The following is a 22,468-nucleotide window of genomic DNA, read 5'->3' as shown; positions in this document are numbered from 1 at the left end:
AATCTAATTGCCTAGTTCAGCGCATCGAAAACACGACTACGTAACTAGAAAAACGCTCCTGTTGCGGCATGCGCAACAGGAGCATTATTTTTTACTCAGGAATACATCAGCACACACGCATTCTGTTTACAGCGCAGGTAAATAAAAATGCAGTGCATAAGCAGAAAAATCGATCTAGTCGATGTTCCATCCTGCGTATACTTTTGTTTTCCACTCTTTGAATGCTTCTGCAAAGCCTTCAACTGGAAGCTCAGTTTTTTCGCCGGTACGACGATCTTTTGCTTCAAGAATACCGTTTTTAAGCCCACGACCACCTACAACAATCTGCATAGGTACACCGATCAAATCAGCATCTTTAAACTTAACGCCCGGACGCTCTTTACGGTCATCAACAAGCACGTCAATGCCCTGCTCTTTTAAGAAGGTGTAGATTTCATCTACTTTGTCGTTCACTTCGTCACTCTTAATGTCGAGGTTAACAACAAGTGCTTCAAAAGGAGCAATCGGAGGCGGGAAGCAAATACCGTTTTCGTCATGGTTCTGCTCAATGCAGGAAGCAACAACACGGGAAACACCAATGCCGTAACAACCCATGAGCATAACTTTATCTTTGCCGTTTTCATCAAGGAAAGTACAACCAAGAGATTCAGAGTACTTTGTACCAAGTTTGAATACGTGACCGACTTCAATGCCTTTTGTGAGGCTGATTTCTTTGCCACACTTAGGGCATACATCGTTTTCGGTGATAACACGCAGGTCAGCAAAACCGGAAAGCTCAACATCACGTTTGAGAGAAACGTGTTTGATGTGCGCATCTGCTTTGTTTGCACCGACAATCCAGTCAGTAGCAAGACGCAGTTCGTTATCTGCAAAGATGCGTTTTACATTCAGCTTTACAGGACCAGCGAAGCCAACAGGTGCGCCTGTCCATTCGCGTACCTGCTCAGGAGTTGCCATCTCAAGAGTATCGGCATTAAGCAGGTTCTTGAGTTTAACATCATTAAGTTCCCTGTCGCCACGTACAAGTGCAGCCACAGGTTCACCGTCTGCATCAAACAGAAGTGTTTTAATGAATGCAGCAGCAGGAGCATCAAGGAAGCTGGAAACTTCTTCGATGGTGCATACATTCGGTGTGGAAATTTCTTCCATTGGAGTATCGAGCATATCACACTCATCACCAGTGCAGAAAATTTCAGCACGCTCCACGTTTGCTGCATACGAACAGGAATCACATACAACAATAGTATCTTCACCTGTTTCTGCAAGCACCATAAATTCATGAGAGAAGCTGCCGCCAATGGAGCCGCTGTCTGCCTCTACTGGGCGATATTTCAGTCCCATGCGAGTGAAGATAGCATTGTACGCTTCGTACATGGCTCTGTAGCTCTCATCCAGACCTTCCTGATCTTTATCAAAAGAGTATGCATCTTTCATGATAAATTCACGACCACGCATAAGTCCGAAACGAGGACGAACTTCATCGCGGAATTTGGTCTGAATCTGGTACAAATTCATAGGCAGCTGGCGGTAAGAACGCACTTCGCCGCGCACGATGTCTGTAATAACTTCTTCGTGTGTCGGTCCAAGGCAGTAATCGCGGTTGTGACGGTCTTTCAGACGCAGTAATTCTTTACCGTAAAAATCCCAACGTCCGGACTCCTGCCACAAATCAGCAGGCTGCACCATCGGCATGCTTACTTCGTTTGCACCAGCTTTGTCCATTTCCTCACGGACAATAGCAGAGGCTTTAGTAATGGAGCGTAAACCAAGCGGCATATAAGTGTAGATACCAGATGTAAGCTTACGAATCATACCCGCACGGGTAAGCAATTTATGGCTGACAACTTCAGCATCAGCTGGTGCTTCCTTAAGCGTAGGAATGTAGAAACGACTCCAGCGCATAGCTATCCTTTATTTCGTTCTATAAGAAATTTATCTAATTCTTCCACAAAGGCGTTAAGCAAATTCGCCCCGCCTTTTACCGTTCTAATAACTTTTCCCTTACGGAAAATAATGCCTTTATCTCTGCCACCGGCAATACCGATATCAGCTTCGCGAGCTTCGCCCGGTCCGTTAACAACGCAGCCCATTACAGCTACTTTAATCGGGTCAACAACACCTTCAAGACGTTTCTCAACAACTTCAACAAGGTTAATTAAGCCAATTTCGGTTCTGCCGCATGTCGGGCACGAGATAATCTCCGGTCCACGATTGCGTAAACCGAGAGAACGCAGTAATTCCCAAGCAACAGTCATCTCTTGAACAGGATCGTCTGTCAGGGAAACGCGCAAAGTATCACCAATGCCCTGCCAGAGCAATATGCCAAGACCAACAGAAGATTTTATTGCACCACGGAGCAATGTACCTGCTTCTGTAACACCGATATGCAGTGGATAATCGCATTTATCTGCGAGCAATTTATACGAATCAATCGTATGTAGCACAGAAGAGGATTTCAAGGAAATTTTAGTGTTATAAAAGTTGCGTTTTTCAAGCATGGCAACATGATGCATCGCACTTTCTACCATAGCTTCAGGAGTAGGAGCACCGTATTTGTCCAATAAAGATTTTTCTACAGAGCCGCTGTTCACACCAACTCTGATAGCAGCGTTATGTGCCTTTGCAGCATCAACCACTTTATCCACATTTTTTTCACCGCCAATATTACCCGGGTTGATACGCAATGCATCAACACCAGCTTCCAGCGATTTGATTGCAAGTCTGTGGTCAAAATGAATGTCCGCAATGATCGGTACATTCACCTGCTCTTTGATTCGGGAAATAGCCCACGCTGCCTGCTCGTCTAAAACTGCAACACGCGCAAGTTCGCACCCGCCCGCTTCAAGTTCTAAAATCTGAGCAACGGTTGACTCTACGTCACGAGTATCCGTGTTTGTCATGCTCTGCACAACAACAGGATGCTCACTGCCGATTGTAAGTGACCCAACAGTCACGTCCCGAGTCTTTCTTCTTTGTAAGGACATAGCTTCCTTTTACTCCTTCCCTATACAGAACTGTTCAAAAATACTTATGCTGCTTTACCACGTTGTATCATGCAGTTTGCTTCTATAAATGTCTCATCTGCAAACGCTTACAAAATAGCAGTTATTTTATCTACTCTGCTTATTCAGCATCAGTTCCAAAAGAATCTTTGTTAAACAATCCATTCTCACTACTGCATTTCATATTGCAAGCCAAGTACCTACAGACAAATTTTGTATTGACAAAATAAGATTGAAAACTATTATCAAGCACTAGCTGGTTCTGAAAATTCTAAATAAGAAAAGCATGTTGTTCGCGTCGCAGACGTTGCCCGCATCAACGCCTGCCTAACCAGAGTAAATCTATGCAATACAAACCTCAACAAGAAGTCCGCAGAGCAGTACTGCAACTTGTATCCACTCTTCTGCTTTTTTCATACATTCTTAGTTGATACGAAATTACTTTTTTTGCCATTTTATTTATGCAATTCCCAATGGTCATTACTCATTTTGCCAGACAGCAAGGAGATACCCATACAGAACGTCGCACAGTGAATATCCAGCAACATACCATGCACTATACTGTCATTATTAGTTTGAGATTATAGGTTCTTCACCTTTCATTGCTTTATTTCAAAATATTGCGCTACAATATTCTAACCATTGATAAAATGCTAACTCTAATCTCCAACACATAAAAGTGAGCCGATATGCAATTACTCAAGAAAACAACAGCGCTTTTATTCATGGCATTTTTGTTCCTAGCTCTCCTTATCACTATGCCGTTTTCCGGTACTGCACTGGCAAAAAAGCCTGTTGTTTTTGTCAGCATCCTTCCTCAAAAATATTTTGTGGAACAAATTGCAGGGGACACCGTTGATGTAGAAGTAATGGTAATGCCCGGCGCAAGTCCAGCGACATACGAACCCCGTCCGCGCCAAATGGCAAAACTTGCAACAGCAGAAGTGTACCTCGCTATAGGAGTTCCATTTGAACGCACATGGCTCCCTCGCATTCAGGATACAAACCCTGATCTTACCATCGTTCATGTAGACAATATACTGCGCAAATTACCGATGGCTGCCAGTGCAATAGACGTTGATGAAAACCCGCGTGGTGCCATCTTGGAAGATTACCGTCACGAATCCCACGAGGCACACGAAGCAGAATCTACACATGAAGCTCACGCAACACACGACATGCATGAGCACCACACACATGGGCATAAGCATGAGGACGAGCAGCACGTACATAAACACAGCCACGTTGGAATGTTTGACCCACATATCTGGCTTTCGCCACGCTGGGTAAAAGCTATGGCAAAACCAACTCGTCTTGCCCTCAGTAAAATTGCTCCCCAGCATGCGAAGCAGTATAGAATCAATACTCGCGCATTTACCAAGCAGTTAGACGAGCTGGATAAAGAAATAGATGCTATTTTCAACCCGATTCCGCCAGAAAAACGTGCTTTCATGACGTTCCACCCATCTTGGGGATACTACGCCATGACATACAACCTCATTCAAATTCCAATTGAATTTGAAGGCAAAGCGCCGACCCCTATGGTTCTTGAAAAAATCACAGAAATTGCAAAAAAACGAAATTTGCGCACTATTTTCGTGCAGCCTCAGTTCTCTCAATCCAGTGCAAAAGCAATTGCAGACAGCATCAACGGAACCATAGTTGTAGCAGACCCTCTTGCAGAAGACTGGGAAGAAAACTTACGTACTATCTCTAAAAAACTTGCAGCATCTTTTATTCTTTGAGTAGTTATGAATCAACCAGTTATTGCTATCTCCGGGCTTACATACGCCTATCCAGAAGCCTCTCGATTTACCGTATTGGACAACCTGAACTTTACGGTAAAACAGGGGGCATATATTGCTATTCTTGGTCCCAATGGCGGAGGAAAGACAACACTCCTGAAATGCATCTTGGGTCTGCTGACGCCACAATCAGGAGAAATCAAAGTATTCGGCAGAAAACCAGCCGATAGCGTTCGCTATATTGGGTATGTTCCACAATATGCGACAACCAAAGATTTGTTTCCTGCAAACCTTTTGGATGTTGTCATGATGGGAGCCATAACCAGTCCGCTTCTATTTCCATTCTCAAAAAAACAGCGGCAAAAAAATGAAGAAAAGGCAGTTAATGCATTAGCCAAGGTTGGGTTGGCTGGAAAAGAAAGACTTCGGCTCTGCAATCTTTCTGGTGGGCAGCGTCAGCGAGTCATTGTTGCCCGTGCTCTTATGTCTGACCCTAAACTATTGCTGCTTGACGAACCGACTGCGAACTTTGATCCAAGCGGAAAGTTTTGTTTTTACGAGTTCCTTGCCGAGTTGCCGGATGATATTACAACCATAGTTGTAAGCCATGACATTTCGATTGCAGCATCCCCTTTCACAGGTATTGCCGTAGTCAACCGCAATCTCTCGTATCATGAAGGAAACAGCAACATTACGCCGGAATTCCTCGCGCACTTATATGGCACTCACGAAAGCAGCTGCCCTCTGGGTGCATTTATGGACAACGTGCCCCAACTGCTCTCATTCAAACCATTTTCAACAAGTGTTACTCCACAGGACACAGAGGAGTAACAACGTGGACATACTCACTCTTCCTTTCATGCAAAATGCCCTTGCGGCATCTGTTCTGGCTTCCATTGCGTGTGGTATTGTCGGTACCCTTGTTGTACTTAACCGTCTTGTATTTCTTGCAGGCGGCGTTGCACATGCGGCATACGGCGGTGTTGGTTTAGCCTTTTTCTTCGGGCTGCCAGTACTGCCATGCACCCTTGGATTCACGCTTGGCTCATCCATACTTATGTCGAATATCGCTCAACGGCATAAAGAAAAAGCCGACACTGTTATTGGCGTACTTTGGGCAGCCGGTATGGCTTTCGGTATTATCCTTATCGACCTAACCCCCGGCTACAACGTTGATCTCATGAGCTTTCTTTTTGGATCAATTCTCACGGTATCCTCTTTTGATCTTTGGTTAATGCTGGGGCTGGATATCTTTATTGTAGCAGCAACTATCCTTCTTTACCCCGGGCTACTTAGCATTACCTTTGATGCTGAATACGCAAAATCAAGAGGATTACCCGCGTCACTCTTACACACTCTACTTGTATGCATGGCTGCTTTATCCATCGTCATGATTATACGAGTCGTAGGACTTATTCTTGTCATTGCTCTACTCACCATTCCTCCGTTTATTGCGGAGCGCAGAGCATGCAGCCTTGCCACGATGATTGTTGCTGCCATCCTGTGGAGTACGTTGTTTTGTATTACCGGACTCTTTTTCGCGTACTGGTTCAACATAACGTCAGGAGCCAGTATCATTGCTGTTGCTGCGACCTGCTTCTTTACTATGGTCACCATAGACCAGCTACGTAAGAGCTAGAGGAAAATTCTACATTATCAGCTTAACGGCGCTAAATAGCTTTTTCCTCCCAAAACAGCAGCGCAAATTTACGATGTAAAACAAGACAAAAAAAGCCCCTGACTCTATCAAATTATATGATAAAGTCAGGGGCTTTTGTATACTAATTGAGATCGCTACTAGAAGCTTGTTCCCACGCTTGGAACCACGCCGCGATTTTCATTAGTACCCGCAGTGAGCAAGCGCATCTCTGCATTCAAAGGCAGAGTATGAGTCGCCATTGCAAGTACCTCATTAGTCGGTGCATGAATGAAACGCATGTTAAAACGGACACGATTCAATGTCTGCGTGTAGGTTCCTGCAACAATGATCGTTGCACGGACATTTTCGTTAGCCAGCACATGAGTACGGCGAGTTAAGATAAATTCGCCAGCACGCGGTTCGAACAAAACAGAGCGTCCTTTACGAACTTCCTGTACCTTGTAACCGGAACAAACGAACCAACGTGAAAGCTCTTCTCCCATTTGACGGGCAAGGGAGCTTGTCTCTTCAAGATCACCAAGGGCAACCGGTGTTGTCACAATAACACCATAGCTCTCAACGTCACCTGAGTCTAAATTCAGCTTATCACGCAGCTGTGCATCAAGCTGCGCTGCAAGTGTATTTGCAACCATCGGAATAGTTTTAGTAACCACCTGCTGTTTTTGCTCAGGCGCTTCTTTTTCTGCTGTGAAGTAATCTGTGAATGTTCCGGCAGAAGCAGCAAACGGCAACAACAGGCACACAAACATTATTAGCGCTGTAAATATGTAACGAAGCATGTATACCTCCCCTACCGAAGGGTTTCGATTAAGCGATTCACAGCTGTAATTTCAGATACAAGCTGCTCACGCATGTTTTCGTGTTCTGCGGAAGCAAGTGCAAGCAAGAAGTGCTCTTTTGCCAGCTCATATCGCTGCTCTGCTATATATTTTCGACCGATATATAAATTTTGCATTGAGTTGCTGCTATACGGTGAAGCCACAACTTTATAGACTGTAGGACGCTGCGCTGTAGGTGACTTGCGGGCTTTAAAAGCAGTACAGCCACTAAGAGCAATTACCAGTGCAATAAGTAATACTTTTTTCATGTCAGCTCCTAATGCAGATCTTCGCCAAGATCGATGGCTGTCAGATCATTTGCTCTGGTCATTGTTGTAAAGTCACGCATAGAAACATACCCAGAGCTTAATTTAGGACCGGTATCAGCCAGCATTCTACGAATAACATCAGTCTGCTGAAACACAAGCTGCGCGGTGCGAAGTACAGCGTTATCAGAAACACGTACGATGCGAGCATTCACGAAAACATTTCCCTTCACCTGATAGTATGTACCAACAACAGCAAGAGAACGTCTGTTTTTGACATAAGTACGATGGTTACGGGTCAGCATAAACTCACCTTCACCCTTGCGCCCTAAAATTTCGTTTCCTATACGGTATTCTTTTACCGGCACATTGCGCTGGTTAAATTCGTAGATGAGAGATTCAGCGACGTAGCGACCAAATCCTGAAGATCGCTCGAAATTATCCTGTTCAACAAAGGTGACAGGAAGGATGCTCGCATTTTTGAACACTTCCCAATCAAGGTTGCACAAAAGCTGATTTGCAAGCTCGCGAACTTTCAGTTTAACTTCACGCGCATCATCACCTGCGGTAAGATCAGGGCGTGTAGCGCCTTTGCGCCACAGCATACCACCAGTTCCATCTGGAAGCATAACCCCGCTGTCATAATTGATGACAGTGGTTACGGAAGTAAGCGGTGTATCTTCCATGTACGCAGCATCTGCCGATTCCGGCACCATGCTTTCCACTGCACCGTATACTTTCTTTTGTGGTTGCTGTTCTGCCCATACTTTCGGGACGCCAACCGTAATAACCATGAGCGCTATCAAAACGCCGCGAAAAGCATTAGACATGCCGATCCTCCATATCAAGTTCGTACCAGTTCAGGTGCGTTCATTATTAGCCGAGTTACATTCACTATCGGCGCTGGAGGAGAAAACTTAAATAGAATATCATGCCTCACCAGTACAAAAAAAAGACCGTCCATTGGACGGTCTTTTACTACGTAAGCCAGAGCCATACACACACCTGATACGGTGCACAGCAATGCACGGCTATTTTTTTATAATTAGTGTGTAACCTGTGCTGCGTCAGGTTCACAAATCTTTAAAGAGTCTAACAACTCTCTTGTTTGACATTTTCCCTGATAAATATCTGAAGATTCCGCTGCAAGAGCATGTGGAAGCACTTCATCAACATTCTCAACAGGAACAATCGTCATTCCTTTAAGAACGTCAGCAGGGATATCCTTAAGATCTTTTTCATTATCTTTAGGAATAAGTACAGTGGTGATAAGTCCACGGCGTGCAGCTAAAAGCTTTTCACGCAGTCCACCAATTGGCAGAACACGACCACGCAAGGTAATTTCACCTGTCATTGCGATATCGTTCCGTACTGGAATGCCAAGTAGTGCAGATACCATTGAGGTACACAGAGTGATACCAGCTGAAGGACCATCTTTAGGCGTTGCGCCTTCCGGTACGTGCACATGGATATCCACAGATTTATGGAAGTCCGGTTTCAAACCAAACAAGCCGGAACGGGAGCGGATGTACGAAAGAGCTGCCTGTGCTGACTCAGTCATAACTTCTCCGAGCTTACCTGTGATAGAAACTTTACCTGTACCCGGCATAATTGCTGTTTCAACCAGCAACAGCTCACCACCAAGCTCTGTCCAAGCAAGACCTGTGGTTACGCCAACCTGCGATTCATCTTCCCGTTCGCCGTAACGATATTTTTTAACACCAAGCAAGTTGGACAGATTCTGCGTTGTAATGGATACAAGCTTATCCATATCGTCCGCTTCTACAACACGCATTGCTGCTTTACGACAAATTGAAGCTATTTCACGCTCAAGGTTACGCACCCCTGCTTCTCTGGTGTAGTACCGGATAATGTCCATAATAACATTGTCGGACATACGCAGGTTGTCGCTTTTAATTCCGTGCTGCTCAATTTGTTTCGGCAACAGGAAATCGCGAGCAATACGTTTTTTCTCAGTTTCAAGGTATCCCGGAAGCTGAATAATTTCCATTCTGTCCTGAAGAGGAAGCGGAATAGACTGAAGACTGTTTGCAGTTGTAATAAAGAACACCTGCGACAGATCATAGTCTAAATCAAGGTAGTGATCGTTAAATGTACCGTTCTGTTCAGGATCAAGCACTTCAAGCAACGCTGCGGATGGGTCACCTCTGAAATCAGTGCTCATCTTGTCGATTTCATCAAGACAGAACAGCGGGTTATTATAATCAACTCGTTTAAGAGACTGAATAATTTTACCCGGCAGAGCACCAACATATGTACGTCTATGACCGCGCACTTCAGCTTCGTCACGCACGCCACCGAGAGACAACCGTACGAAATCACGATTAGTTGCGCGTGCAATAGAACGTGCAAGAGATGTTTTACCAACACCCGGAGGGCCCACAAGACACAGGATAGGACCTTTCAACTTGGTAGCAAGCTTTTGTACTGCAAGAAATTCCAGAATACGCTCTTTTGGCTTTTCAAGTCCAAAATGGTCTTGATCCAAAATTGAGCGCGCTCCGTCAATATCAATCGGAGTATCTTTAAGGTTGTTCCAAGGAAGATCTACAATCCAATCAATGTAGTTGCGGACAACAGTATATTCTGCGGAAGAAGCAGGCATACCACGAAGCTTTTTAAGCTCACGCAGACCGCGGTCGCGCGCGTCATCAGGCATGTCTTTAGCATTAAGCTTGGCTTCAAGCTCGTTAAGCTCTTCCTGTGGGTCATCATCACGACCCATTTCTTTATTAATCGCTTTGATCTGCTCGTTGAGGTAGTACTCTTTCTGGTTGCGTTCCATCTGATGCTTAACGCGATTTTTGATGCGTTTTTCCATAGATGTAATGGCAATTTCGCCCTGAAGCAGTTCATACACTTTTTCAAGGCGCTGAACAGGATCAGTCAATTCAAGAACTTCCTGCTTCATGCGGTAATCAACTTTAAGATGCGGCATAATGGCATCTGCCAATTTACCCACAGAGCTTACAGCATTAATCGCAAGCAGCGTTTCCTGAGCGAGTTTTTTATTAATTTTTGCGTACTCTTCTAATGACTCATGACAAGCACGGGCAAGCGCTTCGGCTTCTGTACCTTCAATGTCATTTTCATCGACTGGAGTCACATCGGCGAGAACAAAACTCAGTTCTTCCTCGCCCTCTTCTTCTGTCTCTATCTTTTCGATACCGGCAGGAGTCCAGCTGGCACGGTAAAGACCTTCGAACAGCACTTTAATAGTGCCGTCAGGCAGTCTAAGCATCTGAAGCACTTTAGAAACAGTACCGACTTGGAACAAATCGTCTGCTTCCGGAACTTCCATCTCCGGCTCGCGCTGGGCTACAAGAAAAATTTCTTTACTGCTATCAGCAATAGCATGCTCGATAGCCTTTATAGAGGCCTCTCGACCAACAAACAAAGGTATAATCGAACGCGGGAACATTACTACTTCCCGCAGGGACATCAGTGGGAGTTGAATGGTAGCAAGACGCTTTTCGTCGCTTGTTCCAATCTCAGTCATATATCCTCCTCGTTTCGTGCCATGCACTCTTCCGCAAGGAAGACAAGAGGCACCATGAGATAGTTAAGTCTCGGTGCCGAATTGTCAATTGCTTCAGCTGAATATACTCAAAATGCATCACACATTCATGTGATGCATTTTGATAACTAACTAATTAAGAAGCAGTTTTTGCCTCATTTTCGTAAATGAGCATCGGCTCTTTTCCTTCTTCAACTACCGCCCTGTTTACTACGCACTCCTTAACTCCCTTAAGGGATGGTAAGTGGTACATAATCTCCAGCATGATAGATTCCATAACGTTACGCAGTCCCCTTGCTCCTGTCTTGCGATCAATTGCCTGACGGGAAATCGCTTTAAGCGCGTTTGTGGTAATGCGTAATGATACTTTGTCGAACTCAAAAAGCTTCTGGTACTGGCGCACCAGAGCGTTTTTAGGCTCTGTAAGAATTCGAACAAGGTCATCTTCGCCAAGCTCTTCCACACAAGTAATTACCGGAATACGACCAATGAATTCTGGAATAAGACCAAATTTCACGAGGTCGTTCGGCTGTACCTGTGTCAGCAAAGAAGTGAAGGATAAATCTTCTTTAGCTGTAACTTTAGCACCAAAGCCCATGACTTTGCCGCTCATGCGTTTTTCAATAATCTTATCAAGACCGATAAACGCACCCCCCACAATAAAGAGGATGTTTGAAGTGTCCATTCGAATAAATTCCTGCTGCGGATGCTTGCGACCACCTTTAGGAGGAATATTGGCAATGGTACCTTCAATAATTTTCAGCAGAGCTTGCTGCACGCCTTCACCGGATACGTCACGGGTGATAGAAGGTCCGTCACCCTTACGAGAAATTTTATCAATCTCGTCGATGTAGATAATACCTTTTGCAGCAGATTCAATATCGTAATCAGCATTCTGCAACAGCTGCACAAGAATATTCTCTACATCTTCACCAACATACCCTGCTTCAGTGAGGGTTGTAGCGTCTGCAATAGCAAACGGAACATTAAGAACACGCGCAAGTGTTTTTGCGAGTAATGTTTTACCGCTACCGGAAGGACCGGCAAGCAGAATATTACTTTTCTCAAGCTCAACATCACCAAGCTTATGTTCATAGAACACACGCTTGTAGTGGTTATGCACAGCTACAGACAAAATTTTCTTTGCCTGATGCTGACCAATAACATACTCGTCGAGTTTGCTTTTGATTTCTTCAGGAGTAAGTAACTGATCGCCGCTTTCAACGACTTCAGTATTTTCCTGCGCGATGATCTCATTACAAAGAGCGATGCATTCGTCACAAATATAGACTTCAGGGCCTGCAATAAGACGGGCAACTTGATCCTGTCCTTTTCCGCAGAACGTGCAATTGAGCTCTTCGATTGTGTCGGTTGAGTCTTTATCCATATAGTGTCCCACTACTTCTCTGTTTTAAGAATGTCATTACGGGATACAAGAATTTCGTCAATAAGTCCGAATTCTTTTGCTTGTTGAGGTCCCATAAAGTTATCACGCTCAGTGTGTTTCTCTATGGTTGCCAAGTCTTGCCCTGTATGATGAGCAAGAATACCATTCAAAGAATCTTTTAAACGCAAAATTTCTTTGGCATGGATATCAATATCCGTAGCCTGCCCCTGAACTCCGCCAAGCGGCTGATGAATCATAATGCGGCTATTAGGCAAAGAGTAACGCTTGCCTTCGGCACCGGCAGCGAGAAGCAAAGCACCCATGCTAGCTGCCTGTCCCATACACAATGTTGCAACAGGTGCAGAAATATATTGCATGGTATCATAAATTGCCATGCCTGCGGTAACTGCTCCACCAGGAGAGTTGATGTACATGTAAATTTCTTTTTCTGGATTCTCTGATTCCAGGAACAACAGCTGTGCACAAATTAATGACGCAATCTGATCATCAATAGGAGTTCCAAGAAGAATAATCCGGTCTTTAAGCAAACGGGAGTAGATATCGTAGGCACGTTCAGACCGACCGGTGGTTTCAATAACAATAGGCACTGCCATAACGCACTCCTAACAGTGGTAAAAAAGTATAAGTTGTAGGCTTGGAAAAAGAAAGGGCAGCGAATGTACGCAGCATATCTATAACAGAAGCGTACCACCCGTTCTTACAAACGGACTTATTGCAACCTAGCAGAAGTTGACCCAAGTGCTCAAGAAGCAAAAAGGCTCAATTTGTGATAACTTGCATATAAAGCAAAAAAACGGGGCAAGCATATATGCCGCCCCGTTTATTTCGTCTAGTTAGAAGAAAGTAAAAAGAGAACTTAGTCTTCTTTTTCTTCTTCTTTCTTTGGCTCAACTTCAGTAACGTTAGCTTTTTCGTAAATTGCGTCCATTGCTTTGTCAGCAAGGAGACGATCACGAAGGCTGAAGAGAAGGTTGTTTTTAGAGTAGTAATCTTTAACTACGTGGAATTCCTGACCAGCGCGCATTGCGATCTGGTGAAGCTGCATATCAACTTCCTGATCAGTTACTTCTACGCCTTCTTTCTTCGCTACTGCGATAAGGAAAACCTGAGTCTTAGCGATCTCTTCTGCTTCTGGACGAACTTCAGTGCGGAGTTCTTCAGGAGTTTTGCCGAGAGATTCAACAGACTTACCCTGACGCTCAAGACGCTCAATGCGTTCCTGAATGAGGCTGTCAACGTGACCGTCAACCATGGTATCTGGAAGCGGGAAGTCAACAGTCTTCAAGAGAGAGTCGAGCATGGTTTTCTGAGCCTGAGATTTATTAAGCTGCAAACGGCTGCTTTTGTATGATTCTACAACAGCTTCGCGCATTTTCTCAACGGAATCGAAACCACCTGCTTTCTTAGCAAGTTCGTCGTTGAGTTCAGGAAGTTTTTTCTCCTGAATAGCGTGAACAGTAACTTTCATAGTTACAGATTTGCCTGCAAACTCAGGGTTGATGAAGTCTTCTGGGAAAGTAACTTCGCCTTCACCAGACTCACCAACAGTGATTGTTTTAACGAGTGCTTCGAAATCTTCGAGAGCCTGCTTGTCACCAAGAGTCATCTGGAAGTTTTCAGCAGATACGCCTTCAACAGGCTCGCCGTTTTCGTAAGCAGCAAAGTCGATTACAGCAATTTCGCCGTCTTTAGCAGCGCGGGTTTCCGCGATAACTACGTTTTCAGCCATGTTGCCACGGATGCGGTCGATTACTTCATCAACTTCTTTTTCGTCTACAACAACTTTTTCTTCTTCAACGTCAATGCCTTCGTAGTTTGGAAGGTCAAACTCTGGCATTACTTCAAAAGAAATAGAGTAAGAAAACTCTTCATCACGAACAAGCTCGCCGCCATCAAAGTCGATGCGGGAAACCGGAGAAAGCTCGCCTTCACCGATTACTTCGTTGATGTGAACGTTAACGAGGTCCTGAGTTGCTTCAGAGTAAACTTCTTTCTTGAAGCGACCTTCGATTACGCTGGAAGGTACTTTACCTTTACGGAAACCTTTCAGGTCTACGTTGGTACGGTACATTGCGATAGTTGCAGCAAGTGCAGCATTAACCTCGTCCACAGGAACAGTAATATTAATCTGTTTCTTAACCGGAGACAGATCTTCTACTTTATATTCCATGGCACACGCTCCTTCTTGTCCAGTGGAAAAATTAGAAAAATTCTCCGGCGATCAACAACGTCAAGACCGGATAGAAATATATGGTGCGAAAGGAGAGACTCGAACTCTCACGGGATTAACCGCCAGATCCTAAATCTGGTGCGTCTACCAATTCCGCCACTCTCGCATTCATTCATATGTGTGACACTTTACCGGAACGGAACTTTGTCTGTTTCCGCTCGCTAAGCTGGTAACATGTCGAAGGCGCAGACATTTACCATTGCTGCGCACAGAGTTCAAGCATAAAAATACAATTATCGGCATTTATTGTGAAAAAAAGCGCTAAGTAGATGATCCTACTCACAAAGATTTTTTCACATATTTTTTAGCGAATACGCAATGTCCCGCATTCTGAACCGCTTGTCAGCACTTCACCGATAACTGCGGCAAGCTCTCCCCTCTCTTCAAGGAAAGATATTGCCTCTTGAACCCGCTCTTCAGGAACAGCTAGTACAAGCCCTCCCGAGGTCTGCGCGTCAAATATAAGATCAAGACGCAAAGAGTCAACACCTGTAGCAACTTCTGTTGCATTTTTACAGTGCAGTCTATTTGCATGGCTCCCCTCAGGAACCAATCCAATACTTGCCAACTCGAGGGCTTTATCAAGCATAGGAATGGCCTCGGAGTCAATAGCTACAAGCGATTTTGATGCCTGAGCCATTTCAAGGATATGACCGCCAAGCCCGAATCCTGTAACATCAGTCGCAGCCTTCAGCCCCATTTTTTGAATCAACTCACCACCAACATTATTCAAATGAGCCGACCACTTAAATAGTAATTCTTCCATCTCATCAGCGCCATCCCAACGAGCCTTAATGCCTGTTGCCAAAACGCCTGTTCCAACGGGCTTGGTAAGAATAAGCTTGTCCCCCTGTTGCAAACCGGCATTCGATGTGTACGCATCTGCGTCTACATAGCCAGTAACAGAGAGTCCATATTTAATCTCAGCATCCTCTACGCTATGTCCGCCAGCCAAAACCGCACCGGATTCGACAATTTTATCGTATCCACCACGAATAATTTCACTGAGCATACCTTTTGACATGCTCTTGACTGGAAAACAGACAATATTCATAGCGCACCATGGCGTGCCCCCCATGGCATACACATCCGACAACGAGTTTGCAGCAGCAATTTGCCCAAACTTGTAAGGATCATTAACAATAGGTGTAAAAAAATCCAACGTTTGTACGATTGCTTTCCCCGCTGGAAACGAGAGTATCGCTGCATCCTCATTATTTGTAGTTCCAGCAAGAATTCTGCCCTGCTCTCTTTCAGCAGTACGCGGTAAAGATTGTAAAATTTCCTCCAGGTCCCCTGGAGCTATCTTTGCAGCTCAACCTGCTGCCTTTACAGTCTCTACCATATTTATTGTCGGTTTAGTCATGTACAGAACCTGCACTATCCCGCATTGAGCGGGTTTCCTCTTTTAAAAAGTGAATAAAACTATGAATAGCGGGGAAGTAATGACGTCGATTATGATATACACAGAAAAATTTTCGATGAAGCTGCATATCGGCTACCGGAACAATCAACAAATCTCCGCGCTCTACTTCAGAGCTTACCGCGAGTCTGGATGTTATGGAAAGCCCCATTCCAGCTTTAACAAACTGGATAACCGCATTTGTTGACTCAACCTGAACAACAGACGGCAGTGACCGTATATCAATATTATGTTCTGCCAAGGCGTTTGCAAATGCTTTACGGGTACCTGAACCTCTTTCACGCATCACCCAGCTATGCTCATCGAGATTTTCAATGGACAATTCGATAGGCTGCTGCAAATAGGATGGTGAAGCAATTACAACAAGTTCATCGTCTACTATTGGAATAAATGTCAGCTCTGGATCATTCTCGAATGCTCCCACAACACCGACAGAAAGCTCACCATTCGAAAGCTTTTGAATAACTGCTTCAGAATCAGCCACCTTTAGCGACACATCTACAGTAGTGTGCTTGAGCATATATTTTGCCATTACACGAGGAAGGAGATAATGCGCAGGTATCGTGCTGCCGCCTATGATAATCTCCCCTGCAATCTCATCATTAAGCTGTGCAATTTCTGCGCGGGCTGCATCGAGAGACGCAAAAGCCTTCTTCGCATATTTATATAAAATAACACCAGCTTCCGTAGGCAAAACAATGCGCCCCATTCTATCTAGAAGTGGGACGTTCAACTCAGCCTCAAGCGCCGAAACATGTGCACTGATAGTAGGTTGCGATAAAAAAAGTTCCTTTCCGGCACGGGAAAAGCTCTGCAACTCATACACCTTGCAAAATGCTTCTAGTTTTCTATAATCGATCATGCCTATTGCCTACATCGAAAAAAGAAATACTGCAACTGACATAAAAAAAGACCGTTGTAAAACAACGGTCTTTAATATGCATAGTGCGAGACAGTAGCCGCAGATTATTCAGCTGCGGTAGCAGCTTCAACAGCCTGCTTTACTGCTTCGTCTTTCTGATCTTTGCTCATAGGAGCTACAGATTCAGATTCTTCTGCACCGGGCTTGCGAATAAGTTCAATGACAGCCATAGGTGCGTTATCGCCCTTACGTGGAGTAGAGAGCTTGATAACACGAGTGTAGCCGCCTGGTACACCTTCGAAAAGCGGTCCGATTTCATCGAACAGAACCTTAACGAGCTGGTGAGAACCAAGAACTTTGTAAGCCTGACGGCGAGCATGAAGATCATTGCGTTTAGCAAGAGTAATCAGGGGCTCAATAACGCCACGCAGGCTTTTAGCTTTAACCACGGTGGTACGAAGAGAGTAATGAGTCAGCAGAGACTTAGCCATGTTGCTAAACATAGCCTTGCGATGTGCAGGTGTTCTGCTGAATTTCTTTCCAGATTTTCTATGCCTCATTTTGCTGCTTCCTCTTCAACCAATCCTGGTATTTCTTCTCAAAGCCCTCAACCTGCATGCCAAAATCCAGTTCCATTTCGCCAAGTACGCGACGAATTTCGTCGAGTGACTTACGGCCAAAGTTTTTGGTTTTAAGCATTTCAGATTCAGTGCGCTGAACAAGTTCACCAACTAATGCAACGTTTGCACTCTTCAGGCAGTTAGTAGCACGAACTGAAAGTTCGAGCTCATCAATGCCTTTGAAGAGATTTTCGTTCAGACCGCTGTCAGCAGCAGCCTGTTCGTTTTCTTCTTCAGAGATGCGTTCGTCGAAGTTAATGAAAACAGAAATCTGTTCTTTAATGATCTTAGCACTGTAGGCAATGGCATCCTCAGGTGAAACTGAACCATCAGTCCAAACCTCAAGGATGAGCTTGTCATAGTTGGTCATCTGGCCGACACGGGCCTGCTCAACAGTGTAGGCAACCTTGCGAACTGGTGAAAAACTAGCGTCAAGCTTGATAAGACCAATCTCATCGCTGAGTCCTTCATGCATGTCTGCAGGCACGTAACCTTTACCCATTCTGATCTCGAGTTCGAAAGTAACTTCCTTATCCTCGGTCAAAGTGAATAATGGCTGATCCGGATTAAGAACCATCACGTGCTGGTTGCCTTTAATGGCTTCGGCAGTTACAGCGCCCTGCTTGTTCGCGGTGAACTCAATACGCTGAGGTTCTTCCGTGTCCATAGCAAAACGTACTGACTTAAGGTTCAGTACAATATCAGTAACATCTTCGAGCACACCTTCAATGGTAGTAAACTCGTGATGTACACCTGACATTTTTACTGCAACAGCGGCAGCGCCCTGAAGGGAAGCGAGTAACACACGACGCAAAGAGTTGCCGATGGTGTTACCATATCCACGTTCAAGAGGCTCGCATACAAACTTACCGTACTGCGTGTTGCCTTCGCCGATACGCGCAATGGTGTCCGGTTTAACCAACTCAGACCAGTTGCGAGTATTAATAGTTCTGTCGCCTTGTTTGATGAGCATGCTTTAAACCCGCTTATTTGGAGTAGAGCTCGACAATCAGCTGTTCGTTGATTGGGAACTGAATGTCTTCGCGCTGAGGCAGAGCCTTAACGGAACCCTTGAAGTTAGGGGCGTCAACTTCCAGCCAATTTGGACAACCGCGACGAGCGATAACTTCCTGAGCTTCCGCCAGAACTGGATCTTTACGATGTTTTTCTACAACAACGATTTCGTCGCCAACTTTCACCTGCATAGAAGGAATGTTTGCCTGACGGTTGTTGAGTGTAAATACGCCGTGACGAACCATCTGACGAGCCTGCTGACGTGAGTTAGCGTAGCCGAGACGGTATACCACGTTATCAAGGCGACGTTCGAGAAGAGCGAGGAGGTTTTCACCAGTAACGCCTTTCTGCATGTCAGCCTTTTTAAAGTATGCGCGGAACTGCTTTTCAAGAATGCCGTACATACGACGAACTTTCTGCTTTTCGCGCAGCATAACTGCGTAATCGCTTACTTTTTTGCGTGCACGACCAGCCTGTCCAGGTGCGTATGGACGGCGGTCAAACGCGCATTTATCAGTGTAACAGCGATCGCCTTTCAGGAATAACTTTGAACCTTCGCGTCGACAAATGCGACACTTAGCACCATTATATTTAGCCAAAACAATCTCCTCTTGTATTAGACGCGACGTCTCTTAGGTGGACGGCAGCCATTGTGAGGGATCGGGGTTACGTCACGGATGAACGCAACCTTGAATCCAGCAGCGTTGATAGCACGCATGGCGGCTTCGCGACCGGTACCTGGACCTTTGACGTAGATACCGACAGTACGCATTCCGTTTTCCTGTGCTTTTTTGGCTGCAGTATCAGCTGCAACCTGAGCAGCAAACGGAGTAGACTTACGGGAACCCTTGAAACCGGACTGGCCAGCGGATGCCCAACTTACTGCGTTACCACGAGTGTCGGTAAAGGTAATAATGGTATTGTTGAAGGTAGCCTGGATATGGGCGATCCCTACGGGAATATTCTTTCTTTCTCTTTTCTTGCCCGTACGCTTGGGTCTAGCCATAACTATACTCTCTCAACTAGATTAATTGATAGATGGGGTTGGGAACCTCATACGAGCTTAGTATGACTAAGCCGTGATACGCCGGGTCTAAGGGTTGCATCATATGAAAGCATCCTTAGGCTCGGGAGAGATTCCACGCCTGATCCTACATGAGGATGGACTTACTTCTTCTTCTTACCAACAACAGCGCGACGTGGACCTTTACGGGTACGTGCGTTAGTCTTAGTACGCTGACCGCTCACAGGAAGACCGCGACGGTGACGCAGACCACGGTAACAACCGGAGTCCATAAGACGTTTGATGTTGGAAGAAACTTCGCGGCGGAGGTCGCCCTCTACCTTGTAGTCCTGCTCAATAACTTTACGGATCTCGTTAACTTCTTCCGCAGTTACGTCGTCAATGTTGCGTGTCCAGTCAACACCTACGGTGTCGAGGATCTGGAGAGCAGTATAACGACCAATGCCGAAAATGTAGGTAAGAGCGATATCTGCACGCTTACCTCTTGGGAGATCTACACCTGCAATTCGAGCCACAATTTACTCCTGGTATGCTTAGCCCTGACGCTGTTTATGTCGGGGATTTTCGCAAATGACTCTCAGGATGCCCTTGCGCCGGATAACCTTGCACTTAGAGCACATTTTCTTAACTGAAGGCCTGACTTTCATCTTTGACTCCATAGTCTGGATCTTCTGACACAACAAAACTGAGCTCTCACAAGCCCAGAACTGTAGTCAGTAACACCAAGTTCCACAAGTAGTCAACACAAAAAACGTGTATTGACTCAATTAATCAGACAGACTCAAAATAACGGGACCGTCTGATGTAATAGCAATAGAATGCTCAAAATGAGCAGAAAGCTTTCTGTCCTTAGTTACAGCTGTCCATTTGTCATCAAGAATATCAACTTCAAACGAACCTTCAGTAACCATAGGCTCAATGGCAATCACCATTCCAGCTTTCAGCGGAAGTCCCGAATTACCCTGCGGAACAAAGTTAGGAACTTCCGGTTTTTCATGAAGCTTGCGACCGATACCGTGTCCTACAAAGCGACGAACAATACCAAAACCATGGGATTCAGCATGTTCCTGAACAGCTCTGGAAACATCGTTGAGATTATTTCCCGGGCGAGCCTGTTCAATACCCTTCATCAAAGATTCACGGGTTACGTCCATAAGCTCTTGCGCTTTTTCCGAAACAGATCCTACTGCAAAGGTTCTGGCATTATCGCCATAAAAACCTTCAAAAAGGACACCAACATCAAAAGAAACTATGTCACCTTCTTTAAGCTCACGTTCAGACGGAAAACCGTGAACGATTTCTTCATTTATTGAACAGCATAAAGAATAAGGAAAACCATAGAGACCGAGAAATGCAGGCTTAACATTGAACTGTTTGCACAAGTTCATTGTTAACTCATGGAAAAAGATAGTCTTAACGCCTGGGCGAACATGTTCACCCAGGACGTCAAGAATGATAGCACCAATTCTATTGGCCTCTCTAAGGAGGCCAATTTCTTTCTCATTTTTTAAAAAAACACCGCGGTATTTTTTCACTTCTACTTTCTACCTTTCTTAGACTTACTCATAAGTCCTTCGTATTGGCGAGAGATCATGTGAGACTCTACCTGTGACATGAAATCCATTGCAACCCCAACAATAATCAAGAGGCTTGTTCCACCAAAGTAGAATGGAACATTAAGCTTTGCGATAAGGAGCATTGGCAGAACACAGATAGCTGCGATGTAAAAGGAACCCCACAGAGTGATTCTGGAAAGGACCTTATCAATGTATTCACGAGTTTTTACACCTGGACGAATACCAGGAATAAAACCACCTGAGTTCTTCAAGTTTTCAGCAATGTCTTTTGGATCAAAAACAATTGCAGTGTAGAAGAAACAGAAGAATACAATGAGAGCGATGAAAATGATGTTATATATAATTGTCTGTGGAGCAAACCATGCAGAGAACTGCTGAATCCACTCTACATCCGGTGCAAATGTACCGATTGTAGCCGGGAACATGAGCAATGAAGATGCAAAAATCGGTGGAATAACACCAGCAGTGTTAACACGCAGTGGAAGATGAGTAGTCTGTCCGCCAACCATTTTTCTACCCATTTGACGCTTAGCATAATGGATAGGGATACGGCGTTGACCACGCTCCATAAAGACAATAAATGCCAAAACGGCAGCCATGATGGCGAGGATGAGAATACCAACAAAAATGCTGAGTTCACCTGCACCAACAAGGTTAAAGGATCTAAGCAGGGCACCCGGAAGACCAGCAATAATACCAGCGAAAATGATTAAGGAAATACCATTTCCAACACCTTTTTCAGTAATTTGCTCGCCTAGCCACATAATCAAGACGGTACCTGCGGTAAGCGTGATGATCGTGGTGAGTCGGAAAGCCCATCCGGCTGTAAGTACAACTGGTGCGCCAACTGGGCTGGTCATGCTTTCCAGACCAACTGCGATACCCAGACCCTGAATAATGGTAATGAGGACAGTACCATAACGGGTGTACTGGGTAATCTTCTGACGACCAGAAGCCCCCTCCTCTTTTGCCATGCGCTTAAGATCAGGTGAAACTACCTGCAAAAGCTGCACGATAATAGAGGCAGAAATATAGGGCATGATACCGAGAGCGAAGATCGAAAGCTTTCGAAGTCCGCCCCCGGAAAACATGTCAAACAGGCCGAACAGGGTGTTTTGAACGCTGGCAAAGAAATCAGACAACGCCGCTGCATCAACTCCTGGAACAGGTACATGAATACCAATACGGTAAACAGCGAGTAAGAAGAAGGTCCACAACAATTTCTTTTTCAGTTCTGGCTGTTTCGCCAGATTATCAACACCACTGAGCGCCACGTTTTAC

At 45.0% G+C, this 22,468-nt stretch carries 22 protein-coding genes and 1 tRNA gene; 3 read left to right on the top strand and 20 right to left on the bottom strand.

Annotated elements, in window-relative coordinates:
• Nucleotides 1-174: 174 nt before the first annotated feature.
• Together N4A56_RS09330 and ispG are read right to left on the bottom strand one after the other, a co-directional pair.
• Nucleotides 175-1,902, bottom strand: coding sequence for a proline--tRNA ligase (locus tag N4A56_RS09330; RefSeq protein ID WP_295546749.1), 1,728 nt, complete (start codon nucleotides 1,900-1,902; stop codon nucleotides 175-177).
• Nucleotides 1,903-1,904: 2 nt separating this feature from the next.
• Nucleotides 1,905-2,984 (bottom strand): flavodoxin-dependent (E)-4-hydroxy-3-methylbut-2-enyl-diphosphate synthase, encoded by a 1,080-nt coding sequence (gene ispG, locus N4A56_RS09325; RefSeq protein ID WP_293668203.1) that lies wholly within the window; start codon nucleotides 2,982-2,984, stop codon nucleotides 1,905-1,907.
• A gap of 707 nt (nucleotides 2,985-3,691) precedes the next feature.
• Between ispG and N4A56_RS09320 the strand changes: the two genes are divergently transcribed.
• The 3 genes from N4A56_RS09320 to N4A56_RS09310 are packed head-to-tail and all read left to right on the top strand — an operon-like array spanning nucleotide 3,692 to nucleotide 6,386.
• Nucleotides 3,692-4,747 carry a zinc ABC transporter substrate-binding protein gene (locus N4A56_RS09320; RefSeq protein WP_295546746.1) on the top strand — a complete coding sequence of 352 codons (1,056 nt, stop codon included), beginning with the start codon at nucleotides 3,692-3,694 and terminating at the stop codon, nucleotides 4,745-4,747.
• 6 nt (nucleotides 4,748-4,753) lie between these two features.
• Nucleotides 4,754-5,578 (top strand): ABC transporter ATP-binding protein, encoded by an 825-nt coding sequence (locus tag N4A56_RS09315; RefSeq protein WP_293668206.1) that lies wholly within the window; start codon nucleotides 4,754-4,756, stop codon nucleotides 5,576-5,578.
• A gap of 4 nt (nucleotides 5,579-5,582) precedes the next feature.
• A complete protein-coding gene (locus N4A56_RS09310) occupies nucleotides 5,583-6,386 on the top strand; it encodes a metal ABC transporter permease (RefSeq protein ID WP_293668207.1) in 804 nt (267 codons plus the stop codon).
• A 158-nt stretch (nucleotides 6,387-6,544) separates the two neighbouring features.
• Here the strand turns inward: N4A56_RS09310 and N4A56_RS09305 are convergent, their stop codons facing one another.
• The 18 genes from N4A56_RS09305 to secY all read right to left on the bottom strand — a co-directional run bounded on the left by N4A56_RS09305 (nucleotide 6,545) and on the right by secY (nucleotide 22,461).
• A complete protein-coding gene (locus N4A56_RS09305; protein WP_295546744.1) occupies nucleotides 6,545-7,186 on the bottom strand; it encodes a FlgO family outer membrane protein in 642 nt (213 codons plus the stop codon).
• 11 nt (nucleotides 7,187-7,197) lie between these two features.
• Nucleotides 7,198-7,494 carry a hypothetical protein gene (locus N4A56_RS09300; RefSeq protein WP_293668209.1) on the bottom strand — a complete coding sequence of 99 codons (297 nt, stop codon included), beginning with the start codon at nucleotides 7,492-7,494 and terminating at the stop codon, nucleotides 7,198-7,200.
• 8 nt (nucleotides 7,495-7,502) lie between these two features.
• Nucleotides 7,503-8,321 carry a FlgO family outer membrane protein gene (locus tag N4A56_RS09295; RefSeq protein WP_295546741.1) on the bottom strand — a complete coding sequence of 273 codons (819 nt, stop codon included), beginning with the start codon at nucleotides 8,319-8,321 and terminating at the stop codon, nucleotides 7,503-7,505.
• 215 nt (nucleotides 8,322-8,536) lie between these two features.
• Complete coding sequence (gene lon, locus N4A56_RS09290; RefSeq protein WP_293668212.1) at nucleotides 8,537-11,011, bottom strand: endopeptidase La; 2,475 nt, start codon at nucleotides 11,009-11,011, stop codon at nucleotides 8,537-8,539.
• A 154-nt stretch (nucleotides 11,012-11,165) separates the two neighbouring features.
• Entirely contained in the window at nucleotides 11,166-12,416 is a 1,251-nt protein-coding gene (clpX, locus tag N4A56_RS09285) for an ATP-dependent Clp protease ATP-binding subunit ClpX (protein ID WP_293668213.1), read from the bottom strand.
• Nucleotides 12,417-12,427: 11 nt separating this feature from the next.
• The gene (gene clpP, locus N4A56_RS09280) at nucleotides 12,428-13,030 is read right to left on the bottom strand and encodes an ATP-dependent Clp endopeptidase proteolytic subunit ClpP (protein WP_295546738.1); all 603 of its coding nucleotides are present in this window, start codon (nucleotides 13,028-13,030) and stop codon (nucleotides 12,428-12,430) included.
• A gap of 263 nt (nucleotides 13,031-13,293) precedes the next feature.
• The gene (tig, locus tag N4A56_RS09275) at nucleotides 13,294-14,607 is read right to left on the bottom strand and encodes a trigger factor (RefSeq protein ID WP_293668216.1); all 1,314 of its coding nucleotides are present in this window, start codon (nucleotides 14,605-14,607) and stop codon (nucleotides 13,294-13,296) included.
• A gap of 81 nt (nucleotides 14,608-14,688) precedes the next feature.
• A tRNA-Leu gene (locus tag N4A56_RS09270) sits at nucleotides 14,689-14,773 on the bottom strand.
• A 198-nt stretch (nucleotides 14,774-14,971) separates the two neighbouring features.
• Nucleotides 14,972-16,033: a selenide, water dikinase SelD gene (gene selD, locus N4A56_RS09265; protein ID WP_295546735.1), complete on the bottom strand. Its 1,062-nt coding sequence runs from the start codon at nucleotides 16,031-16,033 to the stop codon at nucleotides 14,972-14,974.
• A complete protein-coding gene (locus N4A56_RS09260) occupies nucleotides 16,026-16,952 on the bottom strand; it encodes a selenium metabolism-associated LysR family transcriptional regulator (RefSeq protein ID WP_293668220.1) in 927 nt (308 codons plus the stop codon). Before N4A56_RS09260 ends, selD begins: the two co-directional genes overlap by 8 nt.
• A gap of 104 nt (nucleotides 16,953-17,056) precedes the next feature.
• Nucleotides 17,057-17,512, bottom strand: coding sequence for a 50S ribosomal protein L17 (gene rplQ, locus N4A56_RS09255; RefSeq protein WP_293668221.1), 456 nt, complete (start codon nucleotides 17,510-17,512; stop codon nucleotides 17,057-17,059).
• Nucleotides 17,502-18,545: a DNA-directed RNA polymerase subunit alpha gene (locus tag N4A56_RS09250; protein WP_293668222.1), complete on the bottom strand. Its 1,044-nt coding sequence runs from the start codon at nucleotides 18,543-18,545 to the stop codon at nucleotides 17,502-17,504. Before N4A56_RS09250 ends, rplQ begins: the two co-directional genes overlap by 11 nt.
• Before the next feature lie 13 nt (nucleotides 18,546-18,558).
• Complete coding sequence (rpsD, locus tag N4A56_RS09245) at nucleotides 18,559-19,185, bottom strand: 30S ribosomal protein S4 (protein WP_293668223.1); 627 nt, start codon at nucleotides 19,183-19,185, stop codon at nucleotides 18,559-18,561.
• A 17-nt stretch (nucleotides 19,186-19,202) separates the two neighbouring features.
• On the bottom strand, nucleotides 19,203-19,592 hold the full coding sequence (gene rpsK / locus N4A56_RS09240; RefSeq protein WP_293668224.1) for a 30S ribosomal protein S11: 390 nt from the start codon (nucleotides 19,590-19,592) through the stop codon (nucleotides 19,203-19,205).
• 161 nt (nucleotides 19,593-19,753) lie between these two features.
• The gene (rpsM, locus tag N4A56_RS09235) at nucleotides 19,754-20,125 is read right to left on the bottom strand and encodes a 30S ribosomal protein S13 (protein WP_290924590.1); all 372 of its coding nucleotides are present in this window, start codon (nucleotides 20,123-20,125) and stop codon (nucleotides 19,754-19,756) included.
• Nucleotides 20,126-20,143: 18 nt separating this feature from the next.
• Nucleotides 20,144-20,257 (bottom strand): 50S ribosomal protein L36, encoded by a 114-nt coding sequence (gene rpmJ / locus N4A56_RS09230; RefSeq protein WP_020001440.1) that lies wholly within the window; start codon nucleotides 20,255-20,257, stop codon nucleotides 20,144-20,146.
• A gap of 120 nt (nucleotides 20,258-20,377) precedes the next feature.
• Nucleotides 20,378-21,145 (bottom strand): type I methionyl aminopeptidase, encoded by a 768-nt coding sequence (gene map / locus N4A56_RS09225; RefSeq protein WP_293668225.1) that lies wholly within the window; start codon nucleotides 21,143-21,145, stop codon nucleotides 20,378-20,380.
• Between the two features lie 2 nt (nucleotides 21,146-21,147).
• Nucleotides 21,148-22,461, bottom strand: coding sequence for a preprotein translocase subunit SecY (secY, locus tag N4A56_RS09220; protein WP_293668227.1), 1,314 nt, complete (start codon nucleotides 22,459-22,461; stop codon nucleotides 21,148-21,150).
• Between the last annotated feature and the right edge of the window lie 7 nt (nucleotides 22,462-22,468).

The sequence above is a fragment of the Halodesulfovibrio sp. genome (assembly GCF_025210605.1).
Lineage (GTDB): Bacteria > Desulfobacterota > Desulfovibrionia > Desulfovibrionales > Desulfovibrionaceae > Halodesulfovibrio.
This window is presented reverse-complemented; position numbering and strand designations above follow the sequence as displayed.

What these genes read in the sequence shown, in the direction of transcription:
- clpP (WP_295546738.1), bottom strand. Translation starts at nt 13,030, where the DNA reads ATGGCAGTGCCTATTGTTATTGAAACCACCGGTCGGTCTGAACGTGCC.
- tig (WP_293668216.1), bottom strand. Translation starts at nt 14,607, where the DNA reads ATGGAATATAAAGTAGAAGATCTGTCTCCGGTTAAGAAACAGATTAAT.
- N4A56_RS09305 (WP_295546744.1), bottom strand. Translation starts at nt 7,186, where the DNA reads ATGCTTCGTTACATATTTACAGCGCTAATAATGTTTGTGTGCCTGTTG.
- rpmJ (WP_020001440.1), bottom strand. Translation starts at nt 20,257, where the DNA reads ATGAAAGTCAGGCCTTCAGTTAAGAAAATGTGCTCTAAGTGCAAGGTT.
- rplQ (WP_293668221.1), bottom strand. Translation starts at nt 17,512, where the DNA reads ATGAGGCATAGAAAATCTGGAAAGAAATTCAGCAGAACACCTGCACAT.
- N4A56_RS09330 (WP_295546749.1), bottom strand. Translation starts at nt 1,902, where the DNA reads ATGCGCTGGAGTCGTTTCTACATTCCTACGCTTAAGGAAGCACCAGCT.
- ispG (WP_293668203.1), bottom strand. Translation starts at nt 2,984, where the DNA reads ATGTCCTTACAAAGAAGAAAGACTCGGGACGTGACTGTTGGGTCACTT.
- N4A56_RS09260 (WP_293668220.1), bottom strand. Translation starts at nt 16,952, where the DNA reads ATGATCGATTATAGAAAACTAGAAGCATTTTGCAAGGTGTATGAGTTG.
- lon (WP_293668212.1), bottom strand. Translation starts at nt 11,011, where the DNA reads ATGACTGAGATTGGAACAAGCGACGAAAAGCGTCTTGCTACCATTCAA.
- rpsK (WP_293668224.1), bottom strand. Translation starts at nt 19,592, where the DNA reads ATGGCTAGACCCAAGCGTACGGGCAAGAAAAGAGAAAGAAAGAATATT.
- N4A56_RS09300 (WP_293668209.1), bottom strand. Translation starts at nt 7,494, where the DNA reads ATGAAAAAAGTATTACTTATTGCACTGGTAATTGCTCTTAGTGGCTGT.
- N4A56_RS09250 (WP_293668222.1), bottom strand. Translation starts at nt 18,545, where the DNA reads ATGCTCATCAAACAAGGCGACAGAACTATTAATACTCGCAACTGGTCT.
- N4A56_RS09295 (WP_295546741.1), bottom strand. Translation starts at nt 8,321, where the DNA reads ATGTCTAATGCTTTTCGCGGCGTTTTGATAGCGCTCATGGTTATTACG.
- clpX (WP_293668213.1), bottom strand. Translation starts at nt 12,416, where the DNA reads ATGGATAAAGACTCAACCGACACAATCGAAGAGCTCAATTGCACGTTC.
- N4A56_RS09320 (WP_295546746.1), top strand. Translation starts at nt 3,692, where the DNA reads ATGCAATTACTCAAGAAAACAACAGCGCTTTTATTCATGGCATTTTTG.
- N4A56_RS09315 (WP_293668206.1), top strand. Translation starts at nt 4,754, where the DNA reads ATGAATCAACCAGTTATTGCTATCTCCGGGCTTACATACGCCTATCCA.